The sequence below is a fragment of the Fundidesulfovibrio butyratiphilus genome (assembly GCF_054657235.1).
On sequence record NZ_BAAHXA010000002.1, the window covers coordinates 478,855 to 494,442 of the forward strand.

Annotated in this window: 14 protein-coding genes; 2 read left to right on the top strand and 12 right to left on the bottom strand. The window is 64.6% G+C overall.

Annotation, left to right across the window (positions count from 1 at the left end; genetic code table 11):
• Positions 1–2: 2 nt before the first annotated feature.
• From asnB to ACYQ01_RS13220, 11 genes are all read right to left on the bottom strand, one after another.
• On the bottom strand, positions 3–1,820 hold the full coding sequence (gene asnB / locus ACYQ01_RS13170) for an asparagine synthase (glutamine-hydrolyzing) (protein ID WP_459934316.1): 1,818 nt from the start codon (positions 1,818–1,820) through the stop codon (positions 3–5).
• A gap of 334 nt (positions 1,821–2,154) precedes the next feature.
• The gene (locus tag ACYQ01_RS13175) at positions 2,155–2,916 is read right to left on the bottom strand and encodes an AglZ/HisF2 family acetamidino modification protein (protein ID WP_459934317.1); all 762 of its coding nucleotides are present in this window, start codon (positions 2,914–2,916) and stop codon (positions 2,155–2,157) included.
• Complete coding sequence (gene hisH / locus ACYQ01_RS13180; protein WP_459934318.1) at positions 2,916–3,533, bottom strand: imidazole glycerol phosphate synthase subunit HisH; 618 nt, start codon at positions 3,531–3,533, stop codon at positions 2,916–2,918. Before hisH ends, ACYQ01_RS13175 begins: the two co-directional genes overlap by 1 nt.
• Before the next feature lie 9 nt (positions 3,534–3,542).
• Positions 3,543–4,679: an N-acetyl sugar amidotransferase gene (locus tag ACYQ01_RS13185; protein WP_459934319.1), complete on the bottom strand. Its 1,137-nt coding sequence runs from the start codon at positions 4,677–4,679 to the stop codon at positions 3,543–3,545.
• Positions 4,680–5,027: 348 nt separating this feature from the next.
• On the bottom strand, positions 5,028–6,101 hold the full coding sequence (locus ACYQ01_RS13190; protein WP_459934320.1) for an SGNH/GDSL hydrolase family protein: 1,074 nt from the start codon (positions 6,099–6,101) through the stop codon (positions 5,028–5,030).
• Between the two features lie 94 nt (positions 6,102–6,195).
• A complete protein-coding gene (gene rfbC / locus ACYQ01_RS13195) occupies positions 6,196–6,750 on the bottom strand; it encodes a dTDP-4-dehydrorhamnose 3,5-epimerase (protein ID WP_459934321.1) in 555 nt (184 codons plus the stop codon).
• Between the two features lie 5 nt (positions 6,751–6,755).
• Entirely contained in the window at positions 6,756–7,814 is a 1,059-nt protein-coding gene (locus ACYQ01_RS13200; RefSeq protein WP_459934322.1) for an NAD-dependent epimerase/dehydratase family protein, read from the bottom strand.
• A gap of 177 nt (positions 7,815–7,991) precedes the next feature.
• A complete protein-coding gene (gene rfbF / locus ACYQ01_RS13205) occupies positions 7,992–8,768 on the bottom strand; it encodes a glucose-1-phosphate cytidylyltransferase (protein ID WP_459934323.1) in 777 nt (258 codons plus the stop codon).
• Complete coding sequence (locus tag ACYQ01_RS13210; RefSeq protein WP_459934324.1) at positions 8,756–9,799, bottom strand: glycosyltransferase; 1,044 nt, start codon at positions 9,797–9,799, stop codon at positions 8,756–8,758. Before ACYQ01_RS13210 ends, rfbF begins: the two co-directional genes overlap by 13 nt.
• On the bottom strand, positions 9,799–10,719 hold the full coding sequence (locus ACYQ01_RS13215; RefSeq protein ID WP_459934325.1) for an NAD-dependent epimerase/dehydratase family protein: 921 nt from the start codon (positions 10,717–10,719) through the stop codon (positions 9,799–9,801). The genes ACYQ01_RS13210 and ACYQ01_RS13215 overlap by 1 nt, the downstream gene beginning before the upstream one ends.
• Before the next feature lie 3 nt (positions 10,720–10,722).
• Positions 10,723–11,619, bottom strand: coding sequence for an NAD-dependent epimerase/dehydratase family protein (locus ACYQ01_RS13220; protein WP_459934326.1), 897 nt, complete (start codon positions 11,617–11,619; stop codon positions 10,723–10,725).
• Here ACYQ01_RS13220 and ACYQ01_RS13225 point away from each other — a divergent pair.
• Together ACYQ01_RS13225 and ACYQ01_RS13230 are read left to right on the top strand one after the other, a co-directional pair.
• Positions 11,597–11,956 (top strand): hypothetical protein, encoded by a 360-nt coding sequence (locus ACYQ01_RS13225; protein ID WP_459934327.1) that lies wholly within the window; start codon positions 11,597–11,599, stop codon positions 11,954–11,956. The genes ACYQ01_RS13220 and ACYQ01_RS13225 overlap by 23 nt on opposite strands.
• A 255-nt stretch (positions 11,957–12,211) precedes the next feature.
• Positions 12,212–14,755, top strand: a complete 2,544-nt coding sequence (locus ACYQ01_RS13230) for a PAS domain S-box protein (RefSeq protein ID WP_459934328.1) — start codon at positions 12,212–12,214, stop codon at positions 14,753–14,755.
• 145 nt (positions 14,756–14,900) lie between these two features.
• Here the strand turns inward: ACYQ01_RS13230 and ACYQ01_RS13235 are convergent, their stop codons facing one another.
• Positions 14,901–15,467 carry a type I restriction enzyme HsdR N-terminal domain-containing protein gene (locus ACYQ01_RS13235; protein ID WP_459934329.1) on the bottom strand — a complete coding sequence of 189 codons (567 nt, stop codon included), beginning with the start codon at positions 15,465–15,467 and terminating at the stop codon, positions 14,901–14,903.
• Positions 15,468–15,588: the final 121 nt, after the last annotated feature.

The window sequence follows — 15,588 nt, forward strand, 5'->3', positions numbered from 1 at the left end:
ACTTAGGCGAAGATTTCGCGCCAGAGGGCGAGCTGGATAACTTTCCAACAATGGTCCGCCTTGTCAAACGACACTCCGGCCGGATCAAAGACCCCGGGGAAGTCCCTGCCCGCGCGCTCGGCGCTCTGGCGGGCCAGGTCTTGCCACGCGGGTGAGGCCATCCAGGCGTCCATGGGGGTGGCGAAGCCCAACTTGTCCTTGCGCTCCAGAATGGAGGACGTGACGTAGCGCCCGGCGGCCCGCTTCTGCAAGTACTTGGTCTGTCCGCCGCAAATCTTGTATTCGTCGGGCAGGCCGAGCACGTATTCCACCAACCGGTAGTCGAGAAACGGCACCCGCGACTCGATGGAAAAGGCCATGGAGTTGCGGTCCTCGGTGCGCAACAGGTGTTCGAGCTTGTAGTCGTAGTGTCCGGCCAGGGACTCGCCCAGGTTCCCGACGCCGAAAAACTCCCGGGCGATGACGCTCTGGTCCATGTGCGCGTCGAAGAACTCCCGCTCGACGAAGGGATTTTGCCGGCGCAAGGCCAAGCGTCTGAGCGCTTTGGGCAGACAGAGAAACACCAGCGTTTGCAGGGCGGACTTGTCCTGGCGTCGGGATAGAACCCGCGCGAGTTCGGAGCCGAAGGTCCGGACTTTGCCCGAGCGCAACAGCCCGTACAGCCAGAAGCCGTGGAAATACTGATACCCGGCGAAGGCTTCGTCCCCGCCCTGGCCGTCGAGCAGCACCGTGACCCCGTTCTCCCTGGCCAGGCGCATGACTTCGTACTGGGCGTAGATGGCCGCTCCGCCCGTGGGCTCGTCGTTGTGGTAGACCAGGGCCTTGAGTTCGGACAGGGCCGTTTCGGCCGTGGGCGTGATCCGGTGGTTCGTGAACGGGAAACGCTTGGCCATGTCGTCCACGTAGCGGGTTTCATCCACCGCCGTTCCGGGAAACGCCGCCGTGAAGGCCGAAAAGCCCGGTCCCGCGCCCAGCCGGTCGAACACCACCCCCACCAGGATCGACGAATCGAGCCCACCGCTCAAACACGACCCCACCGGCACGTCGCTGCGCATGCGCAGGGTCACGGCCGAGATGATGAGTTCCTCCACCGCGGCCGCGGCCTGGTCGAAGCCCACGTCCTCGTGACGGCCCAGAAAATTTTTCGGATTCCACCACACGCCTCGGCGCTCGCCGTCCGGCCCCCATTCGGCCCAACTGGCCTTGGGCAGACGCTTCACCTCGGCGAAAAACGTGTCCTCGCCCACGTCCGTGCGGTTGAAAACCAGGTAATCGAACAGCGCGCCCTCATGCACGGCCCGCGAAAGTCCCCGTGCCTTGAGGAGCGCCTTGATTTCCGAGGCGAACACCAGCGCTCCGTTCCACTTGGCCCAGTAGAGCGGCTTGATGCCGAAACGGTCCCGGGCCAGAAACAGACGCCCTTTCTCCACGTCGTACACCGCGAAGGCGAACATGCCGTTGAGCCGGTCCAGGCATGCACGGCCCCATTCCATAAACGCGGCCAGCAGCACTTCGGTGTCGGTTTTCGTACGAAATACGCGCCCCTTGGCCTCCAGCTCCTCGCGCAACTCGATGTAGTTGAACACCTCGCCGTTGAATACCAGATGATACCGGCCGCAGGACGACACGAACGGCTGGCGGCCGTCGTCCGACAGGTCGATGATGGCCAGTCGACGGTGCCCCAACACGCACGCCCCCACCCGCGAAATCCCCTCGGCGTCGGGACCCCGATGCGCCTGCGCCGCGTTCATCGCCGCAACCAGCGCTGCGTCGTCGTCCCTGGCCCCGCCCAGGCGGTACACCCCGGCTATGCCGCACATGGGGAGGCTCCAAAGAGAAGGAGGAAGAGGGGGGGGAGAAGAGAAAAGCAGGGGCGCCGCCCCTGCATCCCGCCCGAGGGAGTGACCCCCTCGGGGCTCCCCAGCGGCCCGTCGTCCGGGGCCAAGGCGCGCCTTGGTCCCGGACGACGGGCGACGCGGGGAGGAAGTTGGTTGGGGACGGATTCGGTCATGGCCTGACGTTCTTGGCAGGGTGTTTTCCGGCCGGGCGCGCCCGGCCGGAAAACACCCTGCCCATCGCGGGGGGCCGGGGGCGAGCTTCGCCCCCGGCCGCCGGAGGCTCTTCCATCTGGTCTTCCCCCTCCCATCTTCCCGCTTACCGTCCTCGAATGCCGGCCAGTTCGTCCTTGCCGGGGTAGGTGATGAGCACGGCGCGGCGCGGTCCATGGAAGACGAAAAAAGCGCCGGCAGCGGCGGCCTGGGCGCCGGCGTCGAAAGCCTGGCGGATGTGTTCGAGCGAGCCGCATCCTCCCAGGGCGATAACGGGCACGTCCACGGCGTCGGCCACCTGGCGCGTGAGTTCCAGGTTGTAGCCGCTCATGGTTCCGTCGCGGGCCACGTCGCTTATAATGATTTCCCCCGCGCCTTTTTCGACCATGAGTCTGGCGGCGGCCACGGGGTCGGGCAGAACGCGTTTGGCGGCGCAGCGCGACCACACGCCGGCTCCACCCAGCCAGCCGCGCTTCACGTCCAGGCAGACCACCACGCTCTGGCTGCCGAACTGGGAGGCCAATTCGCTCACCAGGTCGGGATTTTCCAGGGCGGCGGTGTTCAGACAGACCTTTTCGGCTCCGGCGGCCAGAATGCGCCGGGCGTCTTCCACGGTGCGGATGCCGCCGCCCACGCCGAAAGGCATGAGGCACTGGTCCGCGACCTTCTGTACGAGTTCGAGGGGCGGGATGCGGCCTTCCTGGGTGGCGGTGATGTCTAAAATGAGCAGCTCGTCCACTTCCTTGGCGTCGAAGATCTTGACCGCGTTGACAGGGTCGCCCACATAGACGTGCTTGGAGAATCCGACGCCCTTGACCAGGCCCCGACCCTTGAGCAGCAAGACGGGTATGACGCGTGGCAGCAGCATCAGCTGAGGGTGGCGAAGTTTTTGAGCATGGCGAGCCCGTGCAGGTGGCTTTTTTCCGGGTGGAACTGCGTGCCCAGGATGTTGGCCTTGCCCACCACGCTGGCGAAGGTTTCGCCGTGGGTGGTGGTGGCCAGGGCCTGGGTCGGATCATCGCAGAACACCGCGTAGGAGTGGGTGAAATAGCAGCGAAGCGCCGGATCGATTCCGGTAAAGAGCAGGCAGTCGCGGGCGCGTTCCACAGTGTTCCAACCCACATGGGGCACGCGCACGCCCCGGGCGGCCTCGGGGGGGCGGATGCGGCGCACGTGGGCGTCGATCCAGCCCAGGCCGGGCAAGTCGCCCTCTTCGCTGTCGGCGGCGAAGAGTTGCACGCCCAGGCAGATGCCCAGCACCGGCACGCGGTCTTCGAGCACCCGGCGGTTCAGGGCTTCGATCAGGCCGCGTTCGCGCAGGTTGCGCATGCCCGCGTCGAACGAGCCCACGCCCGGCAGTACCAGCCGTTCGGCCGCGAGCACCACGGTCGGGTCGGCGCTCACCACCGCCGCGATCTTCAGCCGCTCGAACTTCATGAGCACCGAGCGCAGGTTGCCGAGTCCATAGTCGACGATGACGTTCATGGGGCGTGGCTAGTACACGTACTTGTAGTACAGGATGGACGGCACAAGGCCCAGACGGTGTCCCAGGGTGAGCGGACCCTTCATGGCTTTCATGAGGGGATAGTACGTGGGGTAGTCGTGAAAGCTTTTGGGCGGTTCGGCCATGATGGCGTCGAATTCCTGGCTGGTCATGCCGAGCTTTTCCAGGGCGTACTCCACGAGCTCCGGCTGCGAGGGATAGGGATTGGCCCGGATGACGGCCAGGGCCTCCTCCCGGTCCATCTTGCCCGAGCGCACCCGGGCCGAGAGCGAAAGTTTGCGCTTGTCGATGCCGAACTTGACCGGCAACAGGTACGACTGGAAGAACTTGGTGTAGAGCGATTCATGGTGGTGCCCGCCGTAGTCTTCCCAGCCCACGGCCTTGGCGATGGCCTCCTGGGCTTCCTTCTTGCCGTAGTCCATGTAGTTGAGCAGCGGGACCACGGTGATGCGTCCCAGGATCATGAACCGGAACAGGTCCCAGGGCGAAAGTTCGGGCACGCCGGTGCGCGAGGAGCCGGAAAAACGCTTGTGTACGCTCTTGATGTAGCGGCCTTCGAAGTAGGTCCACTCCTTGGGCACGATGCCTTCGGCCCGAAAGGAGTGTCCGAGCAGGATGTACTTGAGCCCCTCGCGCGCGGCCACCTGGTGGAGCACCGCGTGGATGGCCATGTCCGTGGGGATTTCCGCGTCGGAGACCGAGGCCTTGAGAAAGGAAATTTGCAGTTTCTTGAAGTCTTCCCAATCCACCACGTGGGTGTAGAGGTCGACCTTCAGGCGGTTGGTGGCGTTTTCGATGTTGCGCACCGCGATTTCGGAGTTCCACCCGTTGTCGAAGTGCACGGCCAGGGGGCGAAGGCCCAATTCCACGGCCTTGAGCAGGGTGTAGGTGGAGTCCGTGCCGCCGGAAAGGCCCACCACGCAGTCGTAGGGCTTGCCCCGTCCCTTGCGCCGGACGTCGTCCACGATGGCCGCCAGGCGGCGGTCGCCTTCTTCGCCCAGGGGGTAGAGCTTCTCCATCTCGTCGTGGATTTTGCAGAACTGGCAAACGCCGTTTTCATCGAAACGGATGGAGGGAATGGTGGTATCGTAGAGGCAGCGCGAACAGATGACCGGTTCTTGGGGCATGCGAATCCTCGTATTGGGCGGGGGAACGGCGCTTCTGGATTAGGCCAGGGGCCAAGGGGTGTCAAGGCGGGGCGGGGCCGTCAGGATCGAAGGGCCGGCCGGCTTGCGGCGCGGAGCCACGGGCGCGCGGGACGCGAGCCGTGGCGTGCGTCGCCAGGGTCCCCGGCGAATAGCCCAGGTTCGAGACGCTCTGTCCTTTCGCGGGCCAGGCGGGAAACATCGCGGGTCAAGGCTCGGGGCGGCGTCACCAGAGCGGATACATGTCCTTGTCTTTTTCCTTTTTGCGTTGTCTGAGAACGACAACACCCGCAACCACGACGACAGCCACGCCCAAGAGAATCCACCAGATCACGAGTCACCTTCCTTCGCAATGCGTGCGGCAAGCGTTTCATAGCCTTCATCAGTCAAATGCACTCTGTCCACGAAAAACATCCGCTCGCCCGACTTTACGGAAGCGACAAAGGCATTGAGATCCACGCAGGGAACGCCCGTCTCGTCGCACAGCCGTTGCAGAAGCGGGACATACCACGCGCCCGCTTTCCCCAGGGACGTGCTCATGATTTCCCATAGTTCGGGTTGCGCCTGGTCGAGCGCATCAAAAAGCGCGGTTTCCTCGGGGGAAAACGGCCCCTCCACCCACGGCGCGAAGGGCTGCACGAAAAACACCAACCGTATGCCTCGCTGACGGCAGATGCCGGACAAGGTGGTCAGGTAGGTGCGCATGGCCTGCTCGATCCGGGTATGGACCGTGGCGTCGTCCTGGTCGAGCGTGAACAACGCGTTGGCGTAGCGGGCGTCCAGCGCGTCCAGGGTGGTTTTCCCGAGGAACAGGTCTTTGATGTCCTGGGATGTCAGATAGTCGATAAAATGATATCTCCGGCCCGGCTTTCCCTTGAGGGCTTTGGCGAATCGGACGGCAAGCCGTTGTTTCCAGCCGAAATGGGCCGCGAAAAACCCTTGGCGAAAGTTTTCCTCGAAAAAGGTTCCCGTGGTGCCTTTCAAGGCAAAGCGACTGTTGTGGCCGATATACACGGTGTTCACGCCCGAGACGATGAACAGATTGCGTATGGCGAGTTCGGGAGCGAACAGGAGAAAAAGCAGAAGCTCCTGAAATTCGGAATAGGCCCGGCCGCCGAAGTTCAGGCAGGGAACGCCGTTTGTCGACGAGAGGATCGAGGGAATGGTGGCCCGGTCGTTGGTGGCTCCGACCCCGAAGGCGGTGGAGCCGCCAAGCAGCACGTCCACTGTCTCGTTCGTGCCGTGCCAGTCGATTCGCTTGTCGCCGAGGTAGGAATACCGAAAGCCCATGGCGTCGGTATTGACGACCGGGCTCGTGAAGTTCGGGGGCTGGAAAAAGTTCAGATGCGGCAGGTAGACCGGCTGCAGGGCGTCATAGGTGCGCATCTGAGGGGTGTACCGCATGCGTACAGACATCATTGCACTCTTGGAATCCCGTTGAAATGTTTTTTCTGCATAGTCCTCGAAATGCAAGGGGTTTCTTTCGAGGCCGCGGGGCCTACAGCACAAGCCCCGCGAAATCGACGGGCAGGTCGGGGGTGGCCCGGTCTTTTTGCGAGACCACGGTCACCGGCAGCGGCCACTTGATCCCGATCCTGGGGTCGTCGAAGCGCACGGCCGCCTCTTTGCCCGCGGCATAGGGCTCGGTGACGAAATAGATGACCTCGCTGCCCGGCTCCAGGCTCTGGAACCCATGCGCGAAGCCCTCCGGGGCCACCATCAGGTGCAGGTTGTCGGCCGAAAGAATCTCCCCGCACCAGTGCAGGAAGGTGGGCGAATCCTTGCGCAGGTCGATGATCACGTCGAAAACCGCGCCGCGCACGCATTTGATGATCTTCATTTCGGCGTAGGGCGGCAGTTGGTAGTGCATGCCCCGGATGGAGCCCGGCTCCTCGGTGCGGGAGTGGTTGATCTGGGCGATGGGCTTGGTCTGGCCGGTGGCCTCCTGAAGCTCTTTGGCGCAGTGGATGCGCGAAAAAAATCCGCGTTCGTCGCGAAACGGGGTCGGCTCCACGAGATAGGCCCCTGAAAGGGGCAGAGCGGTGAACCGCATGGCGGTCAACTCCTGGGTTGGAGGGTCCAAGTGAGTTCGGGCGTCAGCCGGCCGGCCTCCATGTGGGAGGTGAGCACCTTCAGGCGCATGAAGGCCGTCTCGCGGAAATCCGGGGTGTTGAAGCGCATGGCTTCGAGCCCTTCCCGCAGTTCGGTCACGGCGTGTTCCAGGCTGACCAGGGGTTGGTGGTCCGGGGCCAGGGCCGCGAACCGGTCGAAATTCACCTGGTAGCTGCGCTTGTCCGGGGCCGCGTCCGGGTTGATCGACATGGTGGCGCCGGGCACGAGCCGGGTCACGGCCTGGGCCAGGTCCTTGACCTGGTGGTTCCAGGCGTTGGAGCCGGCGTTGACGGCCAGGAAAGCGCCGCCCCGGTCCTGGGGCCGGTCCACGGCCCAGTCGATGGCCCGGGCCATGTCCTTGACGTGGATGAGCGGCCGCCAGGGCGTGCCGTCGGAAAGAATGGTGATCTTGCCCGAGGAGACGGCGCCGGCCACGAAGTCGTTGAGCACCAGGTCGAGGCGCAGCCTGGGACTGAACCCGCAGGCCGTGGCGAAGCGCAGGGACGTGACCGTGAAGTCGGGGCCGGCCAGTTCGGCCAACCCCTTCTCGCTGGCCACCTTGGACCGGGCGTAGGCCGTGAGCGGGGCCAGCGTGGAGGTCTCGTCGCGGGGGGCGTCCGATGCGGAGCCGTACATGCTGCAACTGGAGGCGAAGACAAAGTGCTTGGCTCCGGCGGCCTTGGCCCGGCGGGCGATGTCCAGGGTGGCCTTGTGGTTCACCGCGTCGGTGACCGCCTCGAAAAACTTGCCGATGGGGTCGTTGGAGACCGCGGCCAGGTGCACCACGGCGTCCACCCCGGCGAAGGCCTGGTCCGGGGCCTGGCGCACGTCGGCGAAATATTGGACGTCCGCCTGGCATTCGGGCAAAAACCCGGCCCCGGTGAGGCAGTGGGCGAAAAAGCCGGCGTCCAACCCCACGAGGGCGGCGTCGGGCCTGGTGCGCCGAAATTCCCGCAGGCACAGGGGGCCGATGTAGCCCATGTTGCCGGTGATGAGAATGCGCATCGGTCTCTCCTTCCTAACAGTCCGTTCCAACAGTCGATTCCAGCGGCCGGTTCACGAAACGCTCGTCCAGGGCGGGGGAAAAAGTCAAGCCGGAAGCGTCGTGGCCGTGTCCGCCGAGGGGCGGCTTTTCGGGGCGACGCGACCGGCGGGGATTTCGCGACAGGCCGTCGGAGCCCCTCAGTCGCGCCAAACCTTCCAGGGAGCCTTGCCGGTCTTCCAGAGCGATTCCAGGTGGTTTCTGTCGCGCACCGTGTCCATGCACTGCCAGAACCCCTCGTGGCGATAGGCCATGAGCTGGCCGTCCGCGGCCAGGCGTTCGAGGGGGGCTTCCTCCAGGATGGTGGCGTCGTTTTCCAGATAGTCGAAGACGCCCGGCTCGAAGAGGAAATACCCGCCGTTGATCCAGCCTTCCCCGGTTTGCACCTTTTCCTTGAAACTGACCACCCGCTGGCCGTCGAAGACCATGGCCCCGAACCGGGCCGGCGGACGCACCGCCGTCACCGTGGCCAGTTTCCCGTGCGCGCGGTGAAAGGCCAGCGCGCCGGCCACGTCCACGTCGCTCACGCCGTCGCCGTAGGTGAAGCAGAAGGTCCCGCCGGGGCGAAGAATCGATTCCAGCCGCTTGAGCCGGCCGCCGGTCATGGAGACCGGGCCGGTGTCCACCATGTGCACGGTCCAGTCCTCGGCCAGGGTGTTGGCGTACTCCACCTGTCCCGAGCCCAGGTGGATCTTCAGGTCGCTGGTGAGGCCGTGGTAGTGCAGGAAATAGTCCTTGATGACTTCGGCCTTGTAGCCGAGGGCCAGCACGAAGTCGGTCAGGCCGTGGGCGGCGTAGATGTTCATGATGTGCCACAGGATGGGTCGGCCCCCGACCTCCACCATGGGCTTCGGTTTCAGCTGGGTTTCCTCGGCCAGCCGGGTGCCCAGGCCGCCGCACAGAATCACCGTCTGCATTGTTTCCCCTTCGTGGCGCTAAACGATTCGTCTCGGCCGCCGTGCGTCCGAAACGGCGAGCGCGGGCGTCCCAGCAGCCCGGCCAGGGCGTGCTTGGCGCGGCGCAGGTGTTCCGCCGGAAACGGCCAGGGATAGAGGCGCGTGCCCAGGCGGATGAGCCTGGCCGGCCACGTGGCGCGCGGGGCCAGGATGTTCCTTGTCTTGGCCGGGTCGCCGGCGATCCAGGCGTTCATGGCGAGTTCCATGTCCGCTCTTTCCTGGGCCGCGTCCAGTTCCGGGCCGAAGCGTCGTTCGATTCCGGGCAGGGTTGCGGCCAGGTTTTCGCAGGCTCGTTTGAGTTCGACGGCGAAACGGTCCCATTTTTTGGTCGATTCGCTCCCCGAATGCACCCGATTGCCGACCAGAGGCCTGTCCACATAGTCCAGCCCGTGGGCGTAGGCAACCTTGAGGGTGAGCAGGTAGTCCATGACCATGGTCATGTCCGGCTCGAAAAGGGGGCGGACGCCGTCCAGGGCCGCACGGGAAAAGACCATGGTGCCCGTGCAGATGAAATTCGAACGCAGAAGCTCGGCGAAGCACCGGCCCCGCGCCGGACGCACGGTATCGAAAAAGGCCCGTCGCGTCCCGGTTTCGTCGAAAAGCACGGCGTCGCAGTAGACCAGGCCGGGCATCGGGTCGGCCTCGAACAGGGGGACCTGGAGGGCGAGCTTTTCCGGCTCCCAGCGGTCGTCCGTGTCGAGCATGGCCACCAGATCGCCTTGGGCCCTGGCGAAGGCCTCCACCCGGGCGGGGCCGAGCAGGGTCGTGGACTCGGCCCGGAAATAGCGCACCTTTTCGCCGTAGCTTTTCGCGATGGACGCGCTGGCGTCGGTGCTGGCGTTGTCCCAGAAGACGATTTCCCAGTTGTCGTAGGTCTGGGCGAAGACCGACTCGATGGCTTCGCGCAGGTAGCGTTCGCCGTTGAAGCAGTTCATGACCACGCTGACCTTGGGGCGAAACCCGGTCCGGGCCAGGCCGCGCTCCGCGGTCATCAGCGGTCCTCCGCCATCTCGCGAAAATGGGCGATGGTCAGGCCGAGTCCTTCCGCAAGGCCTACGCGGGCTTGAAAACCGAGCAGGCGCTTCGCCTTTTCCACGTCGGCCCACAGGGCCATGTTCTCGCCGGGCCGGTAGGGATGCGCCCCGAATTGGGGGCGGCCCGTGCCCACCAGGCCGACCACGGTGTCGATCATCTCGCGGATGCTCACGGGCCGGCCCGAGGCGATGTTGAACACCTCTCCCCGGGCTTGCGGACGGCAGGCGGCCAGGAGGGCGCCTTCCACGGCGTCGTCGATGTAGCAGAAGTCGCGCAATTGGCCGCCCAGGGAGGTGGGGAACTCCCGGTCCTCCAGGGCCCCCCGGATGATTTGGGGCAGGAAGCGGGCGCTGTCCTGGCCGGGACCGTAGACGAGAAAGTACCGGACCACGCTGCCGGGAAAGCCCTCGGTGCGGGCCAGGGCCTGGACGAGATGGCTGACCGCCGTCTTGGCCGCCGAATAGGGCGAGAAGGGGGCTTCGCGCATATCTTCGCGCTGGGGGGCCGGGCTTTGGCCGTATTCGTCGGAGCTGCCGACCTGCACGAACCCCTTGAGGGGATGGCCGGACAGGGCGGCGATGAGGTTCACGGCGCCGCCCAGGTGGGTGTCCAGCACGTCCAGCCCGCCCTTGGCCATGGGAGCGTGGTTGATGTAGCCGCCCAGGTTGAAGACGTAGTTGTAGTCGCGCCCCTCAAGCCCCCGGGCCAGGGCCTGGCGGTCGCGCAGGTCCAGGGCGAGCCGGTCCGGGCCGGGACGCAGCCCCAAGACGTCCGTCCGCGCGCCCAAGGCGCGCAGGCGGGCGGTCAAAGCCTTGCCGATGAAACCGCCGCCGCCGGCCACCAGGGCGCGGCTGCCGGAGAATGCCTCGTGGAGCATGGATCAGTCCTTCGGGGGTTCGCGGCGGGAGCACACCTCGCCGATGAGTTCGAGAATGCCCTGGCCCAGGTCGATGAATTCGTTGGGCACGACTTTCATGCCGAGTTTGGGCGTGTAGCGGTAGGGCGTGGTGTCGTAGCGAAACAGGTTGTAGCCGTGTTCCCGGGTGGTGAAGATCAGCTCGATCCCTTCGCCGTAGATTTCGCGGATGGTTTCGAGCATCTGCTTCGTGGTCATGACCTGGGTGCCGGTGACGGTCAGGCACTGGTTGTCGTAGGCCTTGTCGATGGCGCGCACCGAGAGCTTGGCCGCGTCGGCCACGTGAATGTATTCGCGCCGCTCCAGACCCGTGCCGGGATAGACGATGCGGCCTTCGTTGACCGCCTGCACCACGAAGCGCATGAGCCCGTTCCAGTCCTGGGCGCGCGGACCGTAGAGCGAACCGTAGCGAAGGATGGTGTAGGGCAGGCCGAAGCGCTCGTGGTAGCCTTCGAGAATGAGCTCCACCGCCTGCTTGCTCACGCGGTAGAACGAGCCCTTGTCGGAATAGACGTAGAGCGTGGACGCGTAGAGCAGCTTTTCGACCTTGTGGCGGACGCAGGTTTCCACGACTTCCACGCTGCCCATGATGTTGGTGCTCAGGGTTTCCCGGGGTCGATCCGAGGCCTCGACAATGTCGGCGATGCCCGCCATGTGGTAGACGTAGCGCGCGCCGGCCAGGGTCCGGTCGAGCACTTCGCGGTCCATGATGTCGCCCACCATCATGTTCTGGTCGGGGCGAAGCCAGGGGGAAGGGGTGACGTCGAGGATGTCCACGGCGTAGCCCGCGTCGGAGAGGGTGTCGGCCACATGGCTTCCCAGGAAGCCCGATCCGCCGATGACCACCACTTTTTCAGCCATAGTTCACCAGATTCGTATTCAATTTGCCGAAGCGAACAAACATACAGAATGGATCGGCCGCCGTCAAAAGGCCTGGAGGCGTCTGGTTCGCATTTTGGGACAAATGGCGCGGGACCAGGCGTCGGCATGCCTTTCAAGAAAATATCGAAGTCGGACGCGAGGCGTTGCACGCGCTCCCGGAGCGATGTCCGGCGCGGGCGAAGCGGATTCCTGGGGAAAATCCGGCGCGAAATTACAAAAGCACATGCCTGTTTTGTTGTTTTTTCAACGAATCGCCTCCCGCTGTTCTTCGGACAGCCCGAAAGTCGGCAAGAAGGAACGTTGCGTCTTACGCTAGGCCCATGTATCCTCAAAATACGAGGGAAGCGGGGTCCGCAGTCGGTCGCCTTCAGACGACCGCGCAGCCTGCCGTCGACAGTCGCCGACGGACCGCGCCGGATGCGCGGGAAATGCTCGCGCCGTGGCGCTTCCCAATCCGCCGAGCGACCTGGCCGCGACAGAATTCGGCCGCACGACGGGAGAAAGCATGTTTCCACCGGTCGGCCTTCGGGCCGCGTACCCGGGAAAGGCCCTCGCCGATACGAAGGGCACGATGAACGACTTGCGAAAGATCGCGTGGGACGGAGCGCGTCGCTCCCGGACGGCCGCGGTCTTCGGGCGGGCGCGCCCCGTCTTTTTGGCCTGCCTCCTGGCGTGGGCGGTTTTTTGCGCGTGCGCCGCGTTCGCCTCCACCGTCGGCCACGGGCTCCAGGGCCAAGACTTGCCGCGAAGCATCACCGTGGTCCTGGACGACAACTATCCTCCCTATGTTTTCCGCAACGACAAGGGAGAACTCCAGGGCATCCTGGTGGACGAATGGCGCCTGTGGGAGGCGCGCACCGGCGTGCGGGTGAAGCTGGAGGCCACGAACTGGGACAAGGTCCAGCGGATCATGGCCGCGGGCGAGGCCGATGTCATAGACACCCTGTTCAAGACCCCGGAGCGCGAAGCGCTCTACGATTTTTCCAAGCCCTACGTCACGTTGGAAGTCCCGATTTTCTTTCATAAGGACATCAGCGGCCTGCGCGACACGTCCTCGCTCAAGGGATTCACCGTGGGAGTCAAGACCGGCGACTCCGGCGTGAACGTGCTCAAGGCCCAGGGCGTGACCACGGTGCAGGAGTACGACAGCTACGCGGAAGTCATAGAGGCCGCCGCGCGTCACGACATCCGGGTGTTTCTGATCGACAGGCCTCCGGCCCTCTACTACCTGTACAAGCGCAATCTGGCGGACGAGTTCCGCGTGGGCTTCGTTCTTTATTCCGGCCAGTTCCATCGGGCCGTGCGCAAGGGACGCGCCGCCCTGCTCGATCTCGTGGAGACGGGATTCGAGCGCATCTCCCCCAGGGAGCGCGAGGCCATCGAAAACCGCTGGATGGGGGCGCCCGTGGCCAATCCGACCGTCCTGCGCCGTTTTTTGTACGCCGGAGTGGGGTTCGCGTTCGTGGTGGTGGCGCTGGTGATTTTCAACGCCACCCTGCGTCGGCGGGTGCGGCAAAAAACCGCCCAGTTGGCCAACCTGGTGGAGGACCTGGGCCGCAGCGAAGCCCAATTCCGCCTGCTGGTCACTTTCATGCCCGTGCCCATTGTGCTGAGTTCTCCCGAAGGCCAAGCCGTGTTCATCAACGAGCGGTTCCTGTCCCTCTTCGGCTATGCCAAGGAAGAGGTGGACACCATGGAGAAATGGCTGGAACGGGCCTTTCCCGATCCGGCCCGGCGCGCGGCCCAATTGGAGACCATACGGAAAAACAAGCTCCTGTTGCAGTCCGACAGGGCGCATACCCAATTGGACGAATTGCGGGTGGCCTGCAAGGACGGCTCGCTGAGCGTGGTGGAAGTGCATGGGACCATGTTGGGCGAAAACGAGCTCCTGGTCTTTATCGACGTCACCGAACGCAAGCGCGCCGAGGACGACCTGCGCCGCCAGGAGGAGTACTTCCGCCTGCTCATCGAAACCTCGCCGCTGTCCATGGCCGTGGTGGACTTGCGCGACCGCAGCACCAGGGCCAACGCCAAGTTCACCGAGATCCTGGGCTATACGCCCGACGAAGTGGACACCTTGGACAAGTGGTGGGAAAACGTGCACCCCGATCCCCAAACCCGGGAAGAATGCATGGGCATGTTCCGGGAGCAGCTTGCCGCCAGCCGGAACGGATCGAATCCCATCCCCTCCTTCGAGGCCGAGGTCACGGCCAAGGACGGCATGACCAAGACCATCGAGTTCCACCTGTCACGCATCGGCGAGTTGGTGATGGTGATGTTCGTGGACCTCACCGAGCGCAAGCGCATGCAGGAAATGCTCATCCAGACTGAAAAGATGGTCACCGTGGCCGGCCTGGCCGCGGGCATGGCCCACGAGATCAACAATCCCCTGAGCGGCATTCTGCAAAGCTCGCAGGTGGTGTTGCGCCGGCTGACCTCGGATTCGCCGATCAACCGGCAGGCGGCCCAAAAGGCCGGCTTCAGCTTCGAGTCCCTGCAGGACTATTTGCGGATGCGCGAGGTGGTGAGCATGGTGGAATCCGTGCGCACTGCGGCCATGCGGGCGGCGCAGATCGTTTCCAGCATGCTCGACCTGTCGCGCTCCAACGAGTCGGTGGGCGCGCCGGCGGACATGAACAAGCTGCTCGACAAGTCCGTGGAGCTGTGCTCCACCGACTACGACCTCAAGAAGAAGTACGACTTCAGGCACGTGAGCATCGAACGCGACTACGACCTTTCCCTGCCGCAGGTGCAGTGCTCGCCCATACAGATGCAGCAGGTTTTCATGAACCTGCTCAAGAACTCGGCCCAGGCCATGGCCGAAGCCTCGCAGCCCGACGGCGTGCCCCGCAAGATCCTGTTGCGCACCCGCAATCTGGCCGGAGAAAAGGTGCGGGTGGAAGTGCGCGACAACGGTCCCGGCATGACCGAAACCATCCGGCGCAAGGTTTTCGAACCCTTCTTCACCACCAAGCCCCCGGGCGTGGGCACCGGGCTCGGGCTCTCGGTTTCGTATTTCATCATCACCAACGGCCACAAGGGCGCCATCACCGTGGAGTCCGCCCCGGGCAAGGGTGCGGGCTTCATCATCGAACTGCCGGTCAAGCGGCGCTGACGCCGCGGCCGTTCTTTCCCTGAAAAAACGCGCCGACTCCCCGAGCGGACCACTTCCGGACCAATGGGGAAAGAAACCGGGGGCAGGGGCTTTCAACCGATCGGAAAGCGTCTTCCCCCGAGTCCTCTCCCGCGAGGCGGACGGCTCAGTTTTTGGGCTTGGGCCTGCAGGCGCACTGGGAGCGGGAGCATCCCCCGGCGAGCAACTCGGAATAGGCGAACAGGATACGCCCCTCGCGCTTGGCCTGCTCGGGCGAAATGGTCCGCGCGGGATGGGCCTCGGCCAGGCCGGGCAGGTCGTCGTAATAGGGAATGGCCCGCATGCCCGTGGCCAGCACCTCGCCGCCGGCCTGCTCGATCAGGCATGCGGTTTTGGTGTCCGTGGTGATCAGCAGGGGGACCGGCGGCTCGTGCAGCCGGGCCGCGGCCAGGGCTTCGCGCACGTAGCTTCCCGGCTCGCCCGAACAGAATATGACCAACAACAAGGGGCGTCCGTCCGGTCCCTTGGCCATCAGGTCGACCATACGGGTATAGGGCGAGCCATCGATGTCCACGCACACCCCTATTTTCGTGGTAAGGCTCTCGCGCGGATAGCCGCGCTCTTCCACCAGGAGCTTGGCCAGGGCCTGGCGGAACTCCTCGTACGAGGTTTCGGCGAACTCCTCGCCGGTGAGATAATCCCGAATCACGCTTGCCATGGATTCTTCGTGCACAGGCGTCTCCTTTGCTTGGCGATCTGGGCGTCATTCCTACACCAAAACGCAAGCCGGCAAAAGCGGGCCGGCCAAGCTCCGGGAGTCCGGCGACTTTCTTCAGAAAATCTTTGCAAATCAT

Coding starts and splice junctions, on each gene's coding strand:
- asnB (WP_459934316.1), bottom strand. CDS start 1,820: ATGTGCGGCATAGCCGGGGTGTACCGCCTGGGCGGGGCCAGGGACGAC.
- ACYQ01_RS13175 (WP_459934317.1), bottom strand. CDS start 2,916: ATGCTGCTGCCACGCGTCATACCCGTCTTGCTGCTCAAGGGTCGGGGC.
- hisH (WP_459934318.1), bottom strand. CDS start 3,533: ATGAACGTCATCGTCGACTATGGACTCGGCAACCTGCGCTCGGTGCTC.
- ACYQ01_RS13185 (WP_459934319.1), bottom strand. CDS start 4,679: ATGCCCCAAGAACCGGTCATCTGTTCGCGCTGCCTCTACGATACCACC.
- ACYQ01_RS13190 (WP_459934320.1), bottom strand. CDS start 6,101: ATGCGGTACACCCCTCAGATGCGCACCTATGACGCCCTGCAGCCGGTC.
- rfbC (WP_459934321.1), bottom strand. CDS start 6,750: ATGCGGTTCACCGCTCTGCCCCTTTCAGGGGCCTATCTCGTGGAGCCG.
- ACYQ01_RS13200 (WP_459934322.1), bottom strand. CDS start 7,814: ATGCGCATTCTCATCACCGGCAACATGGGCTACATCGGCCCCCTGTGC.
- rfbF (WP_459934323.1), bottom strand. CDS start 8,768: ATGCAGACGGTGATTCTGTGCGGCGGCCTGGGCACCCGGCTGGCCGAG.
- ACYQ01_RS13210 (WP_459934324.1), bottom strand. CDS start 9,799: ATGACCGCGGAGCGCGGCCTGGCCCGGACCGGGTTTCGCCCCAAGGTC.
- ACYQ01_RS13215 (WP_459934325.1), bottom strand. CDS start 10,719: ATGCTCCACGAGGCATTCTCCGGCAGCCGCGCCCTGGTGGCCGGCGGC.
- ACYQ01_RS13225 (WP_459934327.1), top strand. CDS start 11,597: ATGACCACCACTTTTTCAGCCATAGTTCACCAGATTCGTATTCAATTT.
- ACYQ01_RS13220 (WP_459934326.1), bottom strand. CDS start 11,619: ATGGCTGAAAAAGTGGTGGTCATCGGCGGATCGGGCTTCCTGGGAAGC.
- ACYQ01_RS13230 (WP_459934328.1), top strand. CDS start 12,212: ATGAACGACTTGCGAAAGATCGCGTGGGACGGAGCGCGTCGCTCCCGG.